This window comes from Leyella lascolaii, assembly GCF_900079775.1.
GTDB classification, from domain to species: domain Bacteria; phylum Bacteroidota; class Bacteroidia; order Bacteroidales; family Bacteroidaceae; genus Prevotella; species Prevotella lascolaii.
Map to the genome: position 1 here is coordinate 110,409 of NZ_LT556035.1, position 15,659 is coordinate 126,067.

Sequence of the window (15,659 nt, forward strand, 5' to 3'; positions counted from 1 at the left end):
ATACGAAATGCGGACATCTGGCAATAAAATCGTAAAAAAACCATGAGGCACTGGCTAATATAAATTTATTTATTAACTTTGCGGATAAATAAAAACTTACAACTGTACAATGCCGGAAATATCAATCAGGGGACTTGAAATGCCCGAATCGCCTATCAGAAAGCTTGCACCGCTGGCTGCCGATGCGAGAAAACGGGGCATAAAGGTCTATCATCTCAATATAGGACAGCCCGACCTGCCCACACCTCAGGTGGGTCTGGACGCGCTGAAGCACATTGACCGCACCGTGCTGGAGTACTCTCCGTCGCAGGGCATACGGTCATACAGGGAGAAACTCACAAAGTATTACAAAAGGTTCAACATCAATGTAGACGCCGACGACATCATCATTACAGCCGGAGGCTCCGAGGCTGTGTTGTTCGCTTTCATGTCGTGCCTCAACCCGGGCGACGAGATAATAATCCCGGAACCGGCATACGCCAACTACATGGCGTTCGCCATATCGGCTGGAGCGAAGATACGCACCATCGCGACAACCATAGAGGAAGGGTTCTCACTGCCGAAGGTGGAGAAGTTCGAGGAGCTTATCAACGAGCATACGCGCGCCATCATGATATGCAACCCCAACAATCCGACAGGCTATCTGTACACCCGTAGGGAAATGAACCAGATACGCGACCTGGTGAAAAAGTACGACCTGTATCTTTTCTCGGATGAGGTCTACCGCGAATACATCTACACCGGCTCGCCCTACATCAGCGCATGCCATCTTGAAGGCATCGAACAGAATGTCCTGCTGATAGACTCCGTGTCTAAAAGATACAGCGAGTGCGGTATAAGAATAGGCGCGCTGATAACAAAGAACGCCGAGGTGAGAGCCGCCGTGATGAAACTGTGTCAGGCACGTCTGTCACCGCCGCTAATAGGACAGATAGTGGCTGAGGCGTCGCTCGACGCGCCTGAGGAATATTACCGCGACGTTTACGATGAATATGTTGAACGGCGCAAATGCCTCATCGACGGGCTTAACCGCATACCCGGAGTATATTCTCCGATACCCATGGGGGCTTTCTACACGGTGGCAAAACTGCCCGTAGACAGTTCGGAGGACTTCTGCCGCTGGTGTCTTGAAGAGTTCTCTTATGAAGGAGAGACGGTGATGCTTGCCCCTGCAGCAGGTTTCTACACCACACCGGGAGCCGGCAACAACGAGGTGAGAATAGCTTACGTACTGAAAAAAGAAGATCTGGAGCGTGCCCTCATTGTCCTGAGAAAGGCTCTTGAGGCTTATCCGGGACGCACTGACGACAAATAGATGAATCTGCCTCTTTTCATATCCAGACGCATATATTCCGCACAGGAGAACGACAGGCGCAAGGTCTCACGTCCTGCCATACGCATTGCCACAGCCGGTGTGGCAATAGGGCTGGCTGTGATGATTGTCAGTGTGAGCGTGGTGTTCGGATTCAAGCACACCATACGCGACAAGATTGTGGGGTTCGGAAGCCACATACAGGTGGCTGACTTCATGACATTGCAGACATCGGAGACGCAGCCCATACAGATGGACGACTCGGTAATGAATGTTCTCAGGAAGCAGCCGGGCGTGAAGCATGTGCAACGCTATGCCATGACGCAGGGCATACTGAAGACCGACAACGAGTTTCTTGGAGTGATGTTCAAAGGTGTGGGACCGGAGTTCGACTCCACATTCATACATAAAAACATGCTTGAAGGCAGCATTCCGAAGTTTTCCGACAAGAAGAGCGGTAACCGGATACTCATCTCCAAGGCTATGTCGGACAAGCTCGGACTGAAATGCGGAGAAAGGATATTCGCATACTTCATCAATCAGGACGGTGTAAGAATGAGACGGTTCACCGTTTCGGGAATATACCGCACCAATCTTACGCAATACGACAACACAATATGCTTCACCGATTTATATACCACCGTGAAGCTCAACGGATGGAATGAGAACACTGCGACGGGAGCGGAAATATCAGTGAACGACTTCGACCGCATGAAGGAAACGGAGGACGCAATAAGCAGGAACGTCAACCGCACCACCGACAGCTACGGTCATACATACACGTCGAAGAACATAAAGGAGCTCAACCGTCAGATTTTCTCATGGCTCGAACTGCTCGACCTGAATGTCTGGATTATACTTGCCATAATGACAGCTGTGGCAGGTGTGACCATGATTTCGGGTCTGCTGATCATCATTCTTGAGCGGACCTCGATGATAGGCCTGCTCAAAGCCCTCGGAGCACGCAACAGAATGATAAGGCATACATTCCTATGGTTCGCCACATTCATCATAGGCAAAGGACTGATAATTGGCAACATACTCGGCATTGGCATAATTCTGCTGCAAAAACTTACGGGATTCGCCAAGCTCGACCCAGCCACATACTATGTGAATACCGTTCCTGCCGAACTCAACCCGCTTGTCATTCTCATGCTCAACGCCATGACCATGCTTGTCTGCATCTTTGTGCTGACAGCTCCAAGCTATCTCATCGCGCATATTCATCCGGCAAGGTCAATGCGCTACGAATAATTAGCCGGATGCCAAAACAAAAATTGCACAAAACTTTTGGGGATGTGCAGATAAGATATTATCTTTGCACACAAATATGAATTCTGTGCAATGGAACAAATACCAAGCTTCAACTCGTATATTGAACGAAGTATAATAGACAACTGGGACAGAGACGCCCTGACGGACTATAAAGGTGTTACACTGCAATTCCATGATGTGGCAAGAAAGATTGAGAAGCTGCACATCATGTTCGAAAACAGCGGAGTACAACGCGGAGATAAAATCGCCATGTGCGGACGAAACAGCAGCAACTGGGGCGTGGCACTGCTTGCCACACTGACATACGGTGCTGTTGCCGTGCCCATACAGCATGAGTTCACACCTGACCAGATATATAACATTGTAAACCACAGCGATGCCAAGATTCTTTTTGTAGGCGACATCGTGGCGACAACGATAGATCCGGAGGAGATGCCAAACCTTGAAGGCATCATATACATTCCTGATTACTCACTCGTAATATCAAGGACAGAAAAGCTGTCGTATGCCAGAGAGCACCTCAATGAGATGTTCGGGAAGAAATACCCGAAATATTTCCGTAAGGAACATCTGCATTATTATAAGGAGCAAAGCCCTGACGAACTTGCCATGATCAATTACACAAGCGGTACGACCGGATTTTCCAAAGGCGTGATGCTGCCCTACCGGGCAATCTGGGGCAACCTTGACCACATTCTTTTTAAACTGAAGGACAAAGTGAAACCTGGCGGCAACATAGTGTGTACACTGCCTATGGCTCACATGTACGGACTTGCGGTCGAATTCTTCTTCGGATTCCTCAACGGCTGCCACCTTTATTTCCTGACACGCCTTCCGTCTCCTACACTTATAGCTGAGACGTTCGCGGAAATAAAACCGTCAATCATCGTGACCGTGCCTTTGGTCGCCGAGAAGATAATCAGAAAGAAAATACTTCCTGTAGTACAGACAAACAGAATGCGTCTGCTTCTCAACATGCCGGTAATAAGCAAGAAAGTGAAGCAGAAAATACGCGAGCAGGTGCTCGAGGTGTTCGGAGGCAAAGCCTATGAAATGGTTGTCGGAGGCGCTCCCATCAACCAAAGCATCGAGACATTCCTGCAAAGTATCGACTTCCCTCTGACCATAGCATACGGCACGACAGAGACAGCACCGCTCATAGCATTCTCTGACCAGAGCGAGTATGAGCTGTTTTCATGCGGTAAAATCGTAAGGCACATGGAAATGAAGATAAACAGCAGCGATCCGGAAAACATTCCGGGCGAGCTGCTCGTTAAAGGTACGAACCTCATGCTCGGATATTATAAGAACGAGGAAGCTACCAAAGAGGTTATTGACGAGGACGGATGGTTCCACACAGGAGACCGTGCCACAATGAGCAGCGACGGACACATATATATTAAAGGACGCATAAAGAACATGCTCCTCGGTGCAAACGGGCAGAACATCTATCCTGAAGAAATAGAAGACAAGCTCAATTCCATGACAATGGTAAACGAGAGTCTTGTTGTGCAACACGGCAACCAGCTTGTAGGACTTGTGTATCCGGACATGGAAGAGGCACAGGCTATGGGATTCAATGAAGACGACCTAAAAAACATTATGGAGCAGAACAGGCTGGAGCTAAACACACTTATACCTCCATTCTGTAAGATTTCAGAAATAAGAATACATAACGAGGAGTTTAAGAAAACGCCTAAAAAAAGTATAAAACGCTATCTTTACAAGATACAGGACACATGACAGATACCTAAACTGCATTTGTTCAAAACAATAAAAAAGACTCAATATGGAAACACCCTCATTCAACCGGCTTATCGAACAGAACATTGTCGATAACTGGAACCTTGATGCCCTGACAGACTACAAAGGCTTTACGCTACAGACGCACGATGTGGCGAGGAAAATAGAAAAGCTCCACATATTGTTTGAAAACAGCGGTGTGGAGAAAGGAGACAAGATTGCACTGTGCGGAAGAAACAGCACTCATTGGGCTGTAGCGTTTCTCGCGACACTCACATATGGCGCAATCGCAGTACCAATATTACATGAATTCACAGCCGAACAGATTCACCACATTGTAAACCACAGCGGAGCAAAACTGCTGTTCGCAGGTGACGTGGTCGCGACAATAATAGACGGAGACAAGATGCCGGGGATTGAGGGCATCATATTCATACCTGATTATTCCCTGAAACTGTCAAGGACAGAGAAACTGACATACGCCCGCGAGCATCTGAACGAGATGTTCGGAAAGAAATATCCGAAATATTTCCGCAAGCAACACGTTAATTATTACAAGGAACAAAGCCCGGATGAACTTGCCGTAATAAATTACACAAGCGGTACGACAGGCTTTTCTAAAGGTGTCATGATTCCTTACCGTGCCATGTGGAGCAACTACGACTTCGCGGAAAGTGTTCTCGGCAACAAGCTCAAAAAGGGAGACAATGTGATAAGCATATTGCCGATGGCACACATGTATGGTATGGCATTTGAATTCATATTCGAATTTCTGCATGGCTGCCACATCTTCTATCTCACACGTGTACCCAGCCCCGCGATAATAGCACAGGCGTTCACGGATGTGAAACCCAAAATCATCATCTCAGTACCTCTTATCATTGAGAAGATAATACGCAAGAAGGTATTTCCCAAGATACAGAACAACCGGATGCGGATTCTACTCAACATGCCATACGTAAGCAAAAAGGTAAACCGCAAGATATGCGAACAGGTGACTAACGCATTCGGGAACAACTTTTACGAAATAATAATAGGAGGAGCCGCCTTCAACCAGGAGGTGGAATCGTTCCTTAAAAAGATTGATTTTCCATACACAGTAGGATACGGCTCAACAGAATGCGCGCCGATCATATGCTACTCTGACTACAAGACATTTGTTCCCGGATCATGCGGTCGCGCGGTCGTTCACATGGAAGTGAAGATTGACAGTCCCGATCCGGAAAATATTCCTGGAGAGATTCTTGCAAGAGGAATGAATGTAATGCTTGGCTATTATAAAAACGAGGAAGCCACAAGAGAGACCATCGATAAAGAAGGATGGTATCACACAGGCGACCTCGGCACGATGGACAAGGACGGCAACGTGTTCATTAAAGGACGCTCAAAGAACATGCTGCTCGGTGCAAACGGGCAGAACATTTTTCCGGAAGAGATTGAGGATAAGCTGAATTCATTGCCGATGGTCAACGAAAGTCTCATCATACAAAAGGGCGAATCGCTTGTAGGACTCGTATATCCAGACTATGATGAAGCACACTCCATGGGACTGTCGGATGAAGATCTTGAACAGATAATGGAACAGAACCGGCAGAGTCTCAACGAGTCCTTACCCGCCTATTGCAGACTTTCCTCGATAAGACTACATACTGAAGAATTTGAGAAAACACCTAAAAAAAGTATCAAAAGATATCTTTATACAGAGTAAGGGCGGTGCCGGGACTATCCCGGCATTGCCCTTACTCTTGAAAGAGTCTCCGGTGTCATCTGCAGATAACTTGCGATGTACACCAAAGGAGCCCGCAAAACGACCTGCGGCATAAGCTTACACATACGTTTGTATCTGTTCTGCGCTGTTTCGAAACGCACCAGATCGGCATGCACCTGTGATATTATAAGACTCTCCTCAAGTATCTTTCTGTACATCAGCTGTATGTTAACACTGTGCAGCGCCACACGTTCCAATTCAGTTTTAGGCAGAGCATAGATAACTGACGTCTCAAGAGCGTCTACCTGTATTTGAGAAGGCTCCTCCTTGAAGAGGCTTTCTATACACATGAAAATAGTATGGCCCTCTCCCAGGTGTTCCGTAACCTCTTTATCATATTTATAATAATACTGTCTTATCAGACCCCTATCTATATAATAAATGTTACGGCATGTCTCCCCGGTTTTGAGTATTGTCTCACCCTTTTTAAACTTCATCGGTTTGAGAATACCCTCAAGGAGATCAAGCTCATCGTGAGTCATCGTGCTGTATTTACGCGCCAACTCACGTGCGATATCCCGCTTTGAACTGACAGGTTCTTTCATTTCAGACTCTTTTTATTTGTAAGTTATACTCCATTATGTATCAGTCCAGCTTAAGCACAGCAAGGAATGCCTTCTGCGGAACCTCCACATTACCAATTTGCTTCATGCGTTTCTTTCCACGCTTCTGTTTTTCCAACAGCTTACGCTTGCGGCTGACATCACCGCCGTAACACTTTGCGGTCACGTCCTTACGCACACATTTTATTGTCTCACGTGCTACAATCTTTGACCCGATGGCTGCCTGTATGGCGATATCAAACTGCTGACGGGGAATCAGATCCTTTAGTTTCTCACACATTCTGCGTCCCAGAACGACAGCGTTGTCCTGATGTGCGAGAGCCGACAGTGCATCCACAGGCTCACCGTTAAGCAATATGTCAAGCTTAGCCAGACGTGAGGGACGGAAGCCGTCAACGTGATAGTCAAACGACGCATACCCTTTGCTTATAGACTTAAGCTTATCATAAAAATCAATGACAATCTCCGCCAGAGGCAACATAAAATGAAGCTCAACTCTGTTTCCGCTTACAAACTCCTGTTTTATAAGCTCTCCACGCTTGTCCAGACACAGAGTCATTATCGGACCGATATAATTTGACGTTGTGATAATGCTCGCCTTGATATACGGCTCCTCAATATGGTCAATCATTGTAGGGTCAGGCAGACCTGACGGATTGTGGACTTCCTTCACATTGCCCTGCTTGTCATACACCATATACGAGACGTTAGGCACTGTCGTGATGACATCCATGTTGAACTCACGGTCAAGTCTTTCCTGCACAATCTCCATGTGAAGCAATCCCAGAAAACCGCATCTGAATCCGAAACCAAGCGCAACCGACGACTCAGGTGAGAATGTCAGCGAGGCGTCATTGAGCTGAAGCTTCTCCAAAGAAGACCTCAGATTCTCATAATCTACGGGATCTATCGGGTACACACCGGCAAAAACCATAGGCTTCACTTCCTGAAATCCGGAGATAGCTTCCAGACATGGCTTGTCCACATGAGTGATAGTGTCTCCCACTTTCACCTCTTTCGCATCCTTTATACCACTTATGATGTATCCCACCTCACCTGTTCTAAGCGTGTCGCGGGGCACCATATCCATTTTAAGAACACCCACCTCGTCGGCGTCATACTCCATTCCGGTATTGAAGAACTTCACCTTATCCCCTTTCCTTATACTTCCGTTCTCTATCTTGAAGTAGGCGATGATTCCTCTGAATGAATTGAATACAGAATCGAATATAAGAGCCTGAAGCGGCGCGTCGCTGTCTCCTGTGGGATGCGGGATGCGTCTCACCACAGCCTCCAATATCTCGTCAACACCCTCACCGGTCTTTCCCGAAGCGCGTATTATGTCTGTCCGTTCACAACCGATAAGGTCTATTATCTCGTCCTCCACCTCATCAGGCATGGCACTCGGCATGTCTATCTTGTTGATAACCGGAATTATCTCAAGGTTATGGTCTATTGCCATATAAAGATTAGATATTGTCTGCGCCTGTACTCCCTGCGTCGCATCCACAACAAGCAGTGCGCCTTCACACGCGGCAATGCTTCTCGACACCTCATAGGAAAAATCCACATGTCCCGGAGTGTCTATAAGATTAAGAATATATTTCTCTCCTTCATACACATACTCCATCTGTATGGCATGACTTTTTATCGTTATGCCACGTTCTTTTTCCAGATCCATATCATCGAGCATCTGTCCTTCAGTAATCTTTATCGTATCAGTATGTTCGAGCAGACGGTCAGCCAGAGTTGATTTACCATGATCTATATGAGCAATTATGCAGAAGTTCCTTATATTCTTCATAATATGTATCGGTTTGTTCGTTTTTAGTAAGCAACATACCGGTCAAAAATGAGGTTCCGCATTTTACCGGATTCCACTTTATCATTTATGTCAATCACCGCACACAAGAACAATATTCCGTTTCCACCCCCATTTACCCGAGAGCCGTTTGTATTATGCAAAGATAACAGAAACGAGAGAAATAAGAACTTGTTCTTTAATTTCCGAGTGCAGTTAATCTTATGCAAAGATAACGCAAACGAGAGAAATAAGAACTTGTTCTTTAATTTCCGAGTGCAGTTAATCTTATGCAAAGATAACGCAAACGAGAGAAATGAGAACTTGTTCTTTAATTTCCGAGTGCAGTTAATCTTATGCAAAGATAGTGTAAAATTCTGGAATTTAGACTATCTTTGCACAAAATATTAATACAGATGAGAAAGACCATACTATCCGTACTTACAGTCATGATGATTGCCTCATGTCATGAGAGCATAGAGGAGCGTGCCCAGCGCGAGGCACGCGAGTTCACCGAAAGATACTGTCCCACCCCGGTGGTCAACTACACACGCACGGACAGCGTCGCGTTCGACATGAAGTCAAAAACATACACGTATTATTGTTCAGTCACAGACGCCATGGACAATGCGGATATTATAAGCCAGAACAAAGACAGAATAAAGAGCGGACTGCTTGAGAGCATTATAGGCAACACCCAGATAAAAATATACAAAGAAGCCGGTTTCAACTTCGCATACATCCTGCATTCGGCAAAAGACCCCGGCAAAGTGCTTTTCAGTGTGAAGTATACACCAAAGGAATACGAAAGATAAAACCGGAGCGGGCATCATGCTCCATCCGTATTCCGTGTCGCCGTCAGGCGGATCGGCTTCCGCTTTTGTGTAAGATTCTGTGGAAAACGCCTCGATATAACATGAAACAGAATGACGGCAGCAGCGCGGAAGAGCGTTTATGAGCAAACAATCAAACGAAGAAGCGGCTTTGCCGGTCTGGCAGCCGTTTATGGATAAGACATATACAGACGGAAAGTCCGGCATGAACCATTACGGAATCATGCCGGACTTTTCTTTTGTATGGCGTATCAGTATCCCATGTCCTCCAATGCCTTAGCCAACTGGTCGGGACAACTTGTCATCTTGCCGCCACAGGTTATACCTCCGAGAAGAGCCTTCACATCGGCAGCCTTATGACCTTTTGCGAGCGCGCATATTCCTTTCAGGTTACCGTTACATCCACCCGTGAAATTCAGACCGGTTATAACGCCTGCGTCATCCACCTCAATGTCTATCATCCGGCTGCATGTGCCTTGTGTCTTGTAACTGTAATGTGCCATATGCTTTGTTGTAAAAACAAGGAGCCGCACGACCATCCGCCGGCTCCATTATTTGTGTTACAGAGGCCTTGCGTTATTCTGCCGGCTCGGCAGGTTTCATGTTTGTGTAGACATTCTGTACGTCATCAAATTCCTCAAGACGCTCCACCATCTTGTCGATAGTCGCACGCGCGTCACCGTCGAGGTCTTTCAAGTCGTTCGGAATATATGTGAACTCGCCTCCGATATCCTCAAATCCTTTCTCCTCAAGGAACTTATGTATCGCCGCATAGCTTTTCGGGTCACCGTAAATGGTGATTGTTCCCTCTTCCTCATCCTCATCATACTCATCCTCAACGTCGAGGTCTATGAGTTCAAGAATAAGCTCATCCATGTCAAGACCTTCCTTCTTCTTGAATGTGAACACACACTTATGGTCGAAAAGGAATGAAAGCGAACCGGTTGTGCCGAGTGTTCCGTTGAATTTGTTGAACACCGAGCGCACGTCACCTACAGTACGTGTGGTATTGTCTGTGAGCGTATCGACGAATATGGCGATGCCATGAGGACCGTAACCCTCATATGTCACCTCCTTGTAATCGCTCTGGTCCTTACCCAGCGCGTTCTTTATGGCACGCTCAATGTTATCCTTCGGCATGTTCTCACGCTTACATGTAGCGATGACCGAACGCAGTGCCGGGTTGTTCTCAGGCTCCGGACCACCTGCCTTCACGGCGATGGCAATCTGCTTTCCGAGTCGGGTAAAGGTCTTTGCCATATGTCCCCAACGTTTCAGTTTCGTAGCTTTACGATATTCAAATGCTCTTCCCATAATATATACTTATGTTTTTGTTTTCATCGGAGGGCATGTTCTCAAAACACACTGCGCCGCACGATGAGTATCGTTTTTATTATTTGTTATTGATGTTTATGCTTTATCTCAGTTCGGCACCCAGTTTCGTCTTGAGGTTTGTGATGAGTCTGTTCATCACGTTTTCTATCTGTTTGTCGTTAAGAGTCTTGCTTTCGTCCTGCAGGATGAAGTTCACCGCATAGCTCTTCTTGCCCTCCGGCAGGTTCTTGCCTTCATAGACATCGAAGAGCTCCACACTCTTCAGAAGCTTCTTCTCGGTCTGCGCCGCAATCGCCTCTATGGCAGCGAACTCCACACTCTTGTCCACGAGCAGGGCAAGGTCGCGGCTTACAGCCGGATAACGGCTTATCTCATGATAGAGCACAGTGTTCTTGCGCACTGCCTTCATCACATTTCCCCACATTATCTCCGCATAGAAAACCTCGGCACTTATGCCTGTCGCCTTAAGCATCCTGCCGCTCACTACTCCCATTTCAGCCAGCAGCTTACCGTTGCGTGCCTTTATTCGGAGTGACTTCGCATAGATGTTGTTGTCGCCATTCTCAACGGTATACATCTGCGGAGCAAGTCCTACGCGGCGGAACACGTTCGTCACGTAAGCCTTCAGCTCATAGAACGACGACTTCTCGTCCACATGAGCCCATGAACCTTCCACCCTCTTGCCTGTCAGCCACAGACCCATATGCATCTCCTCGGAGTATGCCTTTATCGGGTTTTCGGCATCTTTTCTCTCCGGGTTGTAGTGGTAGCAGTTTCCAAATTCGAAGAAACGGAGGTTCGGACTCTTATGATTGATGTTGCGGCAGATGCTTTCAAGTCCTCCGAACAGCAGAGTCTGACGCATCACGTTGAGGTCGCTGCTCAGCGGATTCATAAGTTTCACGGTGTTTGCGTCAGGATAGCAGTTAAGGTCCGTATAGTATGCTGCCTTCGAGAACGAGTTGTTCATTATCTCGTTGAAGCCGCATCCCACAAGCTGCTCACTCACAATGTCCTGCAGACGATGGTCATGGTCAGCCTCGCCTATATTCGTAAGCGAGCTCTTGAGCTGCGTGGGAATCTCCACATTATTATATCCGTATATTCTCAGGATGTCCTCCACCACGTCGCAAGGACGCTGCACGTCAACCCTGTATGCCGGTACCGTAAGCTCAAGAGCAGTGTCGCTCTCTCCGTCTATTGTCATGTCAAGGCTCTTCACGATGCTCTTTATCGTGTCCTTGCCTATTTTCTTGCCAATGAGGTTGTCCACGTAGCTGTATTCAAGTGTCACCTTTGAGTCAGGCACAAGTGTGGGATATACGTCCTTTATCTCCATGCTCACCTTTCCTCCTGCCAGTTCGCGGCAGAGTATGGCTGCCTGTTTAAGAGCGTAAATCACACCGTTGGGGTCTATGCCACGCTCAAAACGGTAGCTCGAGTCGGTGCTCAGACCGTGGCGGCGCGCGCTTTTCCTTATCCATGTAGGATGGAAATAAGCACTCTCAAGCACCACATTGCGTGTAGTGTCGTATGTTCCGCTTCCCTTTCCTCCGAATATTCCGGCTATGCACATAGGCTCCTCGGCGTTGCATATGCTCAGGTCGTGTTCTCCAAGGGTGTGCTCCTCTCCGTCGAGAGTCACGAATTTAGTACCTTCCGGCTGCGTGCGCACAACAATCCTGTGTCCCTTCACCATGTCGGCATCGAAACAGTGCATCGGCTGTCCGTATGCCATCATTATATAATTTGTTATGTCCACGATGTTGTTTATCGGTCGCAGACCTATCACTTTCAGTTTGTTCTGCAGCCACTCCGGACTCTCCTTCACCTCACATCCGGTGATGCTCACACACGCATAACGCTTGCACGCCTCTGTGTTCTCTATCTCCACCTCAATAGGCATGGAGTTGTCGTCAACCGAGAATGCGCTGCAGTCAGGACGGTGGAGCGCAGTCTTGTGCCCGTTCTGTACGAGCCACGCATACAGGTCGCGTGCCACACCCCAGTGACTGAGCGCGTCGGCACGGTTGGCGGTAATGTCTATTTCTATTATCCAGTCGCTCTCCAGATTATAATATTCGGCGGCGGGCTGTCCCACAGGGGCGTCTTCAGGCAGGACAATGATGCCGTCATGGCTTGTGCCGACACCTATCTCGTCCTCGGCGCATATCATGCCGTTGCTCTCCACTCCTCTCAGCTTCGACTTCTTGATGACGAATTCCTTGTCGCCGTCATAGAGCACGCAGCCCAAATCGGCAACTATCACCTTCTGACCGGCTGCAACGTTAGGCGCGCCGCACACTATCTGCTGCGGCGTCTCACGTCCAAGGTCCACCGTAGTCACGTGAAGGTGGTCCGAATTGGGATGCATCTCGCATGTGAGAACCTTGCCCACATACAGTCCTTTCAGTCCTCCCTTTATGGTCTGTACTTCTTCCAGAGCATCGACTTCGAGTCCGCAGGATGTCAGAGCATCCGCTGTCTGCTGCGGAGAAAGGTCAAAATCGACGTATTCTTTAAGCCATTTGTAAGAAATATTCATTATAATGATTTTTAAGTATACTCAAATTCGACGCAAAATTAATAAATTTCAGGCAGTTGAACAAAATAATGTTTATAAAAAAGCAACGCTGTATATTTATACAAAAACACCTGTAAGAATATACGGTGCAGAGTGAACAAGACTTCAGATAAGCGCGTTATTTGCCGCAGAATAATATTTTTACGCAAATACTCCGATTATGGCGGCATCAGCGCAATGCACTGGACATCAGCGCGATAAGCACGAGCCACGGTTCTGCACGGCTCTTCACGTCTTGCTGGAAAGCCTCTTTCGGGGTGTGGAAAAGGCTTTTCCGCATCATGGGAGAGCCGTTGTCATCACACGGAAACACGCTTCCGGCACCGCCAAAGAGCCCGTCCGGCACGCGACGGTGAGTACTGTCGGCACGCAACATGTATTTTCATGCGCCATTTATACATCTTTCTGGAGTTACGGTTTCTATTTTCCGATTTTATTTTGTCAAATTATTTTACCGTCAGAAACGTATGAATATTCATTTTCTACCGACACTTACAGCCCCTGCATGCACCGTATACGACAACTCAAGACCCACAACCGGCATCATCAGACGTTTACGCATGTCGCTTCCCGGCTTCTCCCTTACACTGCAAGTCATAAACAAACAGCGCAAGCCCGCCTTCTGATAAATGTCTGAAGACCGGCTTGCGCCATCCATGCAAAAGCCATATGCCAGTCCGGAATAGTGATTCAGTCCGGCATACGTACATCATCCGGCAACCGTGCTGCCCACATACGAGGCGCACATGTCGGCGCAACGCTCACCGTCCACACCCGCCGACACGATGCCTCCTGCATACCCTGCCCCCTCACCGCAGGGGAAAAGACCTTTCAGTCTGACATGCTGCAGTGTGTCGGCAGACCGGAGTATGCGCACCGGTGACGACGTACGGGTCTCCACGGCTATGAGCACCGCATCGTTGGTGAGGAAACCGTGGCTTGTCTGTCCGAACTTTCTGAATCCTTCCTGCAGACGTCTGCCAACATGAGGCGGCAGCCAGAAATGTAGAGGTGAGGATATAAGCCCCGGAGCATAACTGCTTTTAGGCAGATCGTAAGACAGCCGTCCACCAACAAAGTCTGCCATGCGCTGCGACGGAGCCGTCTGCCTCATGTTGCCCTGCTGCCAGCACACGCGCTCCAGTTCTTCCTGAAAGAGCATCATCTTCAGCCGTCCGTAGCCCTCGACATCCTCAGGACGAGTCTCCACCACCATTCCGCTGTTAGACCACTGTGTGCCCCGGTTGCTCGGACTCATGCCGTTTACAACAATCTGTTGCGGACCCGTGGCGGCAGGAATGACAAATCCGCCCGGACACATACAGAACGAATACACACCACGACCGTCAACCTGTGTGACGAAACTGTACTCGGCAGCCGGCAGATACTTTCCCCGACCGTTCTTATTGTGATACTGTATGCGGTCTATAAGTGCCGCAGGATGCTCCAGACGCACCCCTACGGCTAAGCCCTTCGGCTCCATCTCTATGCCTGTCCGGTCGAGATAGCGGTAGACATCGCGCGCGGAGTGACCCGTGGCAAGAATCACCGGACCGCGGAAAGTGAGCTCTCTGCCTGTAGTCAGGTCTACAGCCTCAATCCCGTCCACTGTGTCACCGCTTACGAGAAGACCGGTCATCTTTGTGCTGAAGTGCACTTCTCCACCACATCCGAGTATGGTGTTGCGCATGTTCTCTATCACTCGCGGCAGCTTGTCGGTGCCTATGTGCGGATGAGCGTCCGCGAGTATCGACGGCGAAGCTCCATGCTGGCAGAACACGTTGAGAATCTTCTCTGTGTTGCCACGTTTCTTCGAGCGTGTATAAAGCTTTCCGTCGGAGTAGGCTCCGGCACCTCCCTCACCGAAACAATAGTTGCTCTCACCGTCCACCTTATGCGTTCTGGTGATGAGCGAGAGGTCTGTCTTGCGCTCGCGCACATTCTTTCCGCGCTCTATCACCACAGGGCGCAATCCTAATTCTATCAGTCTGAGCGAGGCGAACAGTCCTCCCGGTCCCTCCCCCACCACAATCACCTGCGGACGCCCCGACACATCGCGGTATTCGGTGTGCCTGTACACGTCGTCCTGAGGCATCTCGTTGACATACACGCGCACCGTCAGATTGACATACACTGTGCGCTGCCGCGCGTCAATGCTCCTGCGCAAGACCCGCACTCCGTATATGGTGCGTATGTCGATGCCCCGGTCGCGGGCTATATAGTCCTTTATTGTCTGTTCCGATGCTGCCTGCTGCGGCAGCACACGTATCTGGAATTCATGTGTCATATGTATGCTGATAATGTTAAGTTTGACTTTTATGATGTCATTAATCCTGCAAAAATAATCAATTATTGTCTAATTTCGTTGGTGATATTTATAATTATTTTTAACTTTGCCAGCATTGTGTGACATAATCACATTTCGGAAAATACACGTCGGACGAG

At 48.3% G+C, this 15,659-nt stretch carries 13 protein-coding genes; 6 read left to right on the forward strand and 7 right to left on the reverse strand.

The annotated features are described in order from the left end of the window. Positions 1-109: 109 nt before the first annotated feature. The 4 genes from BN4609_RS01660 to BN4609_RS01675 all read left to right on the forward strand — a co-directional run bounded on the left by BN4609_RS01660 (position 110) and on the right by BN4609_RS01675 (position 6,038). Complete coding sequence (locus BN4609_RS01660; protein ID WP_068855065.1) at positions 110-1,315, forward strand: pyridoxal phosphate-dependent aminotransferase; 1,206 nt, start codon at positions 110-112, stop codon at positions 1,313-1,315. Beyond that, positions 1,316-2,566: an ABC transporter permease gene (locus BN4609_RS01665; RefSeq protein ID WP_068855066.1), complete on the forward strand. Its 1,251-nt coding sequence runs from the start codon at positions 1,316-1,318 to the stop codon at positions 2,564-2,566. A gap of 90 nt (positions 2,567-2,656) precedes the next feature. After that, positions 2,657-4,330, forward strand: a complete 1,674-nt coding sequence (locus tag BN4609_RS01670; protein WP_068855067.1) for an AMP-binding protein — start codon at positions 2,657-2,659, stop codon at positions 4,328-4,330. A gap of 46 nt (positions 4,331-4,376) precedes the next feature. After that, complete coding sequence (locus BN4609_RS01675; RefSeq protein ID WP_068855068.1) at positions 4,377-6,038, forward strand: AMP-binding protein; 1,662 nt, start codon at positions 4,377-4,379, stop codon at positions 6,036-6,038. Positions 6,039-6,052: 14 nt separating this feature from the next. On the opposite strand, the gene BN4609_RS01680 is transcribed toward BN4609_RS01675, so the two are convergent. Continuing rightward, entirely contained in the window at positions 6,053-6,643 is a 591-nt protein-coding gene (locus BN4609_RS01680; protein WP_068855069.1) for a Crp/Fnr family transcriptional regulator, read from the reverse strand. Positions 6,644-6,683: 40 nt separating this feature from the next. Next, on the reverse strand, positions 6,684-8,465 hold the full coding sequence (gene lepA, locus BN4609_RS01685; RefSeq protein WP_021993376.1) for a translation elongation factor 4: 1,782 nt from the start codon (positions 8,463-8,465) through the stop codon (positions 6,684-6,686). Positions 8,466-8,878: 413 nt separating this feature from the next. On the opposite strand from lepA, the gene BN4609_RS01695 reads away from it, so the two are divergent. Then, a complete protein-coding gene (locus BN4609_RS01695; protein ID WP_068855071.1) occupies positions 8,879-9,277 on the forward strand; it encodes a DUF8479 domain-containing protein in 399 nt (132 codons plus the stop codon). Between the two features lie 269 nt (positions 9,278-9,546). Here the strand turns inward: BN4609_RS01695 and BN4609_RS01700 are convergent, their stop codons facing one another. The 4 genes from BN4609_RS01700 to BN4609_RS01715 all read right to left on the reverse strand — a co-directional run bounded on the left by BN4609_RS01700 (position 9,547) and on the right by BN4609_RS01715 (position 13,590). Further along, positions 9,547-9,798 (reverse strand): TIGR03905 family TSCPD domain-containing protein, encoded by a 252-nt coding sequence (locus tag BN4609_RS01700; RefSeq protein WP_068855072.1) that lies wholly within the window; start codon positions 9,796-9,798, stop codon positions 9,547-9,549. 73 nt (positions 9,799-9,871) lie between these two features. Beyond that, complete coding sequence (locus BN4609_RS01705; RefSeq protein ID WP_068855073.1) at positions 9,872-10,609, reverse strand: YebC/PmpR family DNA-binding transcriptional regulator; 738 nt, start codon at positions 10,607-10,609, stop codon at positions 9,872-9,874. A gap of 103 nt (positions 10,610-10,712) precedes the next feature. Next, positions 10,713-13,175, reverse strand: a complete 2,463-nt coding sequence (gene pheT / locus BN4609_RS01710) for a phenylalanine--tRNA ligase subunit beta (protein WP_068855074.1) — start codon at positions 13,173-13,175, stop codon at positions 10,713-10,715. A gap of 208 nt (positions 13,176-13,383) precedes the next feature. After that, a complete protein-coding gene (locus tag BN4609_RS01715; protein WP_068855075.1) occupies positions 13,384-13,590 on the reverse strand; it encodes a hypothetical protein in 207 nt (68 codons plus the stop codon). Between the two features lie 91 nt (positions 13,591-13,681). Here BN4609_RS01715 and BN4609_RS16370 point away from each other — a divergent pair, with 91 nt between their 5' ends. Then, a complete protein-coding gene (locus BN4609_RS16370) occupies positions 13,682-13,840 on the forward strand; it encodes a hypothetical protein (RefSeq protein WP_164071547.1) in 159 nt (52 codons plus the stop codon). Positions 13,841-13,923: 83 nt separating this feature from the next. Here BN4609_RS16370 and BN4609_RS01720 read toward each other — a convergent pair whose 3' ends face one another. Further along, a complete protein-coding gene (locus BN4609_RS01720) occupies positions 13,924-15,501 on the reverse strand; it encodes an NAD(P)/FAD-dependent oxidoreductase (protein WP_068855076.1) in 1,578 nt (525 codons plus the stop codon). Between the last annotated feature and the right edge of the window lie 158 nt (positions 15,502-15,659).

Coding starts and splice junctions, on each gene's coding strand:
- BN4609_RS01660 (WP_068855065.1), top strand. CDS start 110: ATGCCGGAAATATCAATCAGGGGACTTGAAATGCCCGAATCGCCTATC.
- BN4609_RS01665 (WP_068855066.1), top strand. CDS start 1,316: ATGAATCTGCCTCTTTTCATATCCAGACGCATATATTCCGCACAGGAG.
- BN4609_RS01670 (WP_068855067.1), top strand. CDS start 2,657: ATGGAACAAATACCAAGCTTCAACTCGTATATTGAACGAAGTATAATA.
- BN4609_RS01675 (WP_068855068.1), top strand. CDS start 4,377: ATGGAAACACCCTCATTCAACCGGCTTATCGAACAGAACATTGTCGAT.
- BN4609_RS01680 (WP_068855069.1), bottom strand. CDS start 6,643: ATGAAAGAACCTGTCAGTTCAAAGCGGGATATCGCACGTGAGTTGGCG.
- lepA (WP_021993376.1), bottom strand. CDS start 8,465: ATGAAGAATATAAGGAACTTCTGCATAATTGCTCATATAGATCATGGT.
- BN4609_RS01695 (WP_068855071.1), top strand. CDS start 8,879: ATGAGAAAGACCATACTATCCGTACTTACAGTCATGATGATTGCCTCA.
- BN4609_RS01700 (WP_068855072.1), bottom strand. CDS start 9,798: ATGGCACATTACAGTTACAAGACACAAGGCACATGCAGCCGGATGATA.
- BN4609_RS01705 (WP_068855073.1), bottom strand. CDS start 10,609: ATGGGAAGAGCATTTGAATATCGTAAAGCTACGAAACTGAAACGTTGG.
- pheT (WP_068855074.1), bottom strand. CDS start 13,175: ATGAATATTTCTTACAAATGGCTTAAAGAATACGTCGATTTTGACCTT.
- BN4609_RS01715 (WP_068855075.1), bottom strand. CDS start 13,590: ATGTTGCGTGCCGACAGTACTCACCGTCGCGTGCCGGACGGGCTCTTT.
- BN4609_RS16370 (WP_164071547.1), top strand. CDS start 13,682: ATGAATATTCATTTTCTACCGACACTTACAGCCCCTGCATGCACCGTA.
- BN4609_RS01720 (WP_068855076.1), bottom strand. CDS start 15,501: ATGACACATGAATTCCAGATACGTGTGCTGCCGCAGCAGGCAGCATCG.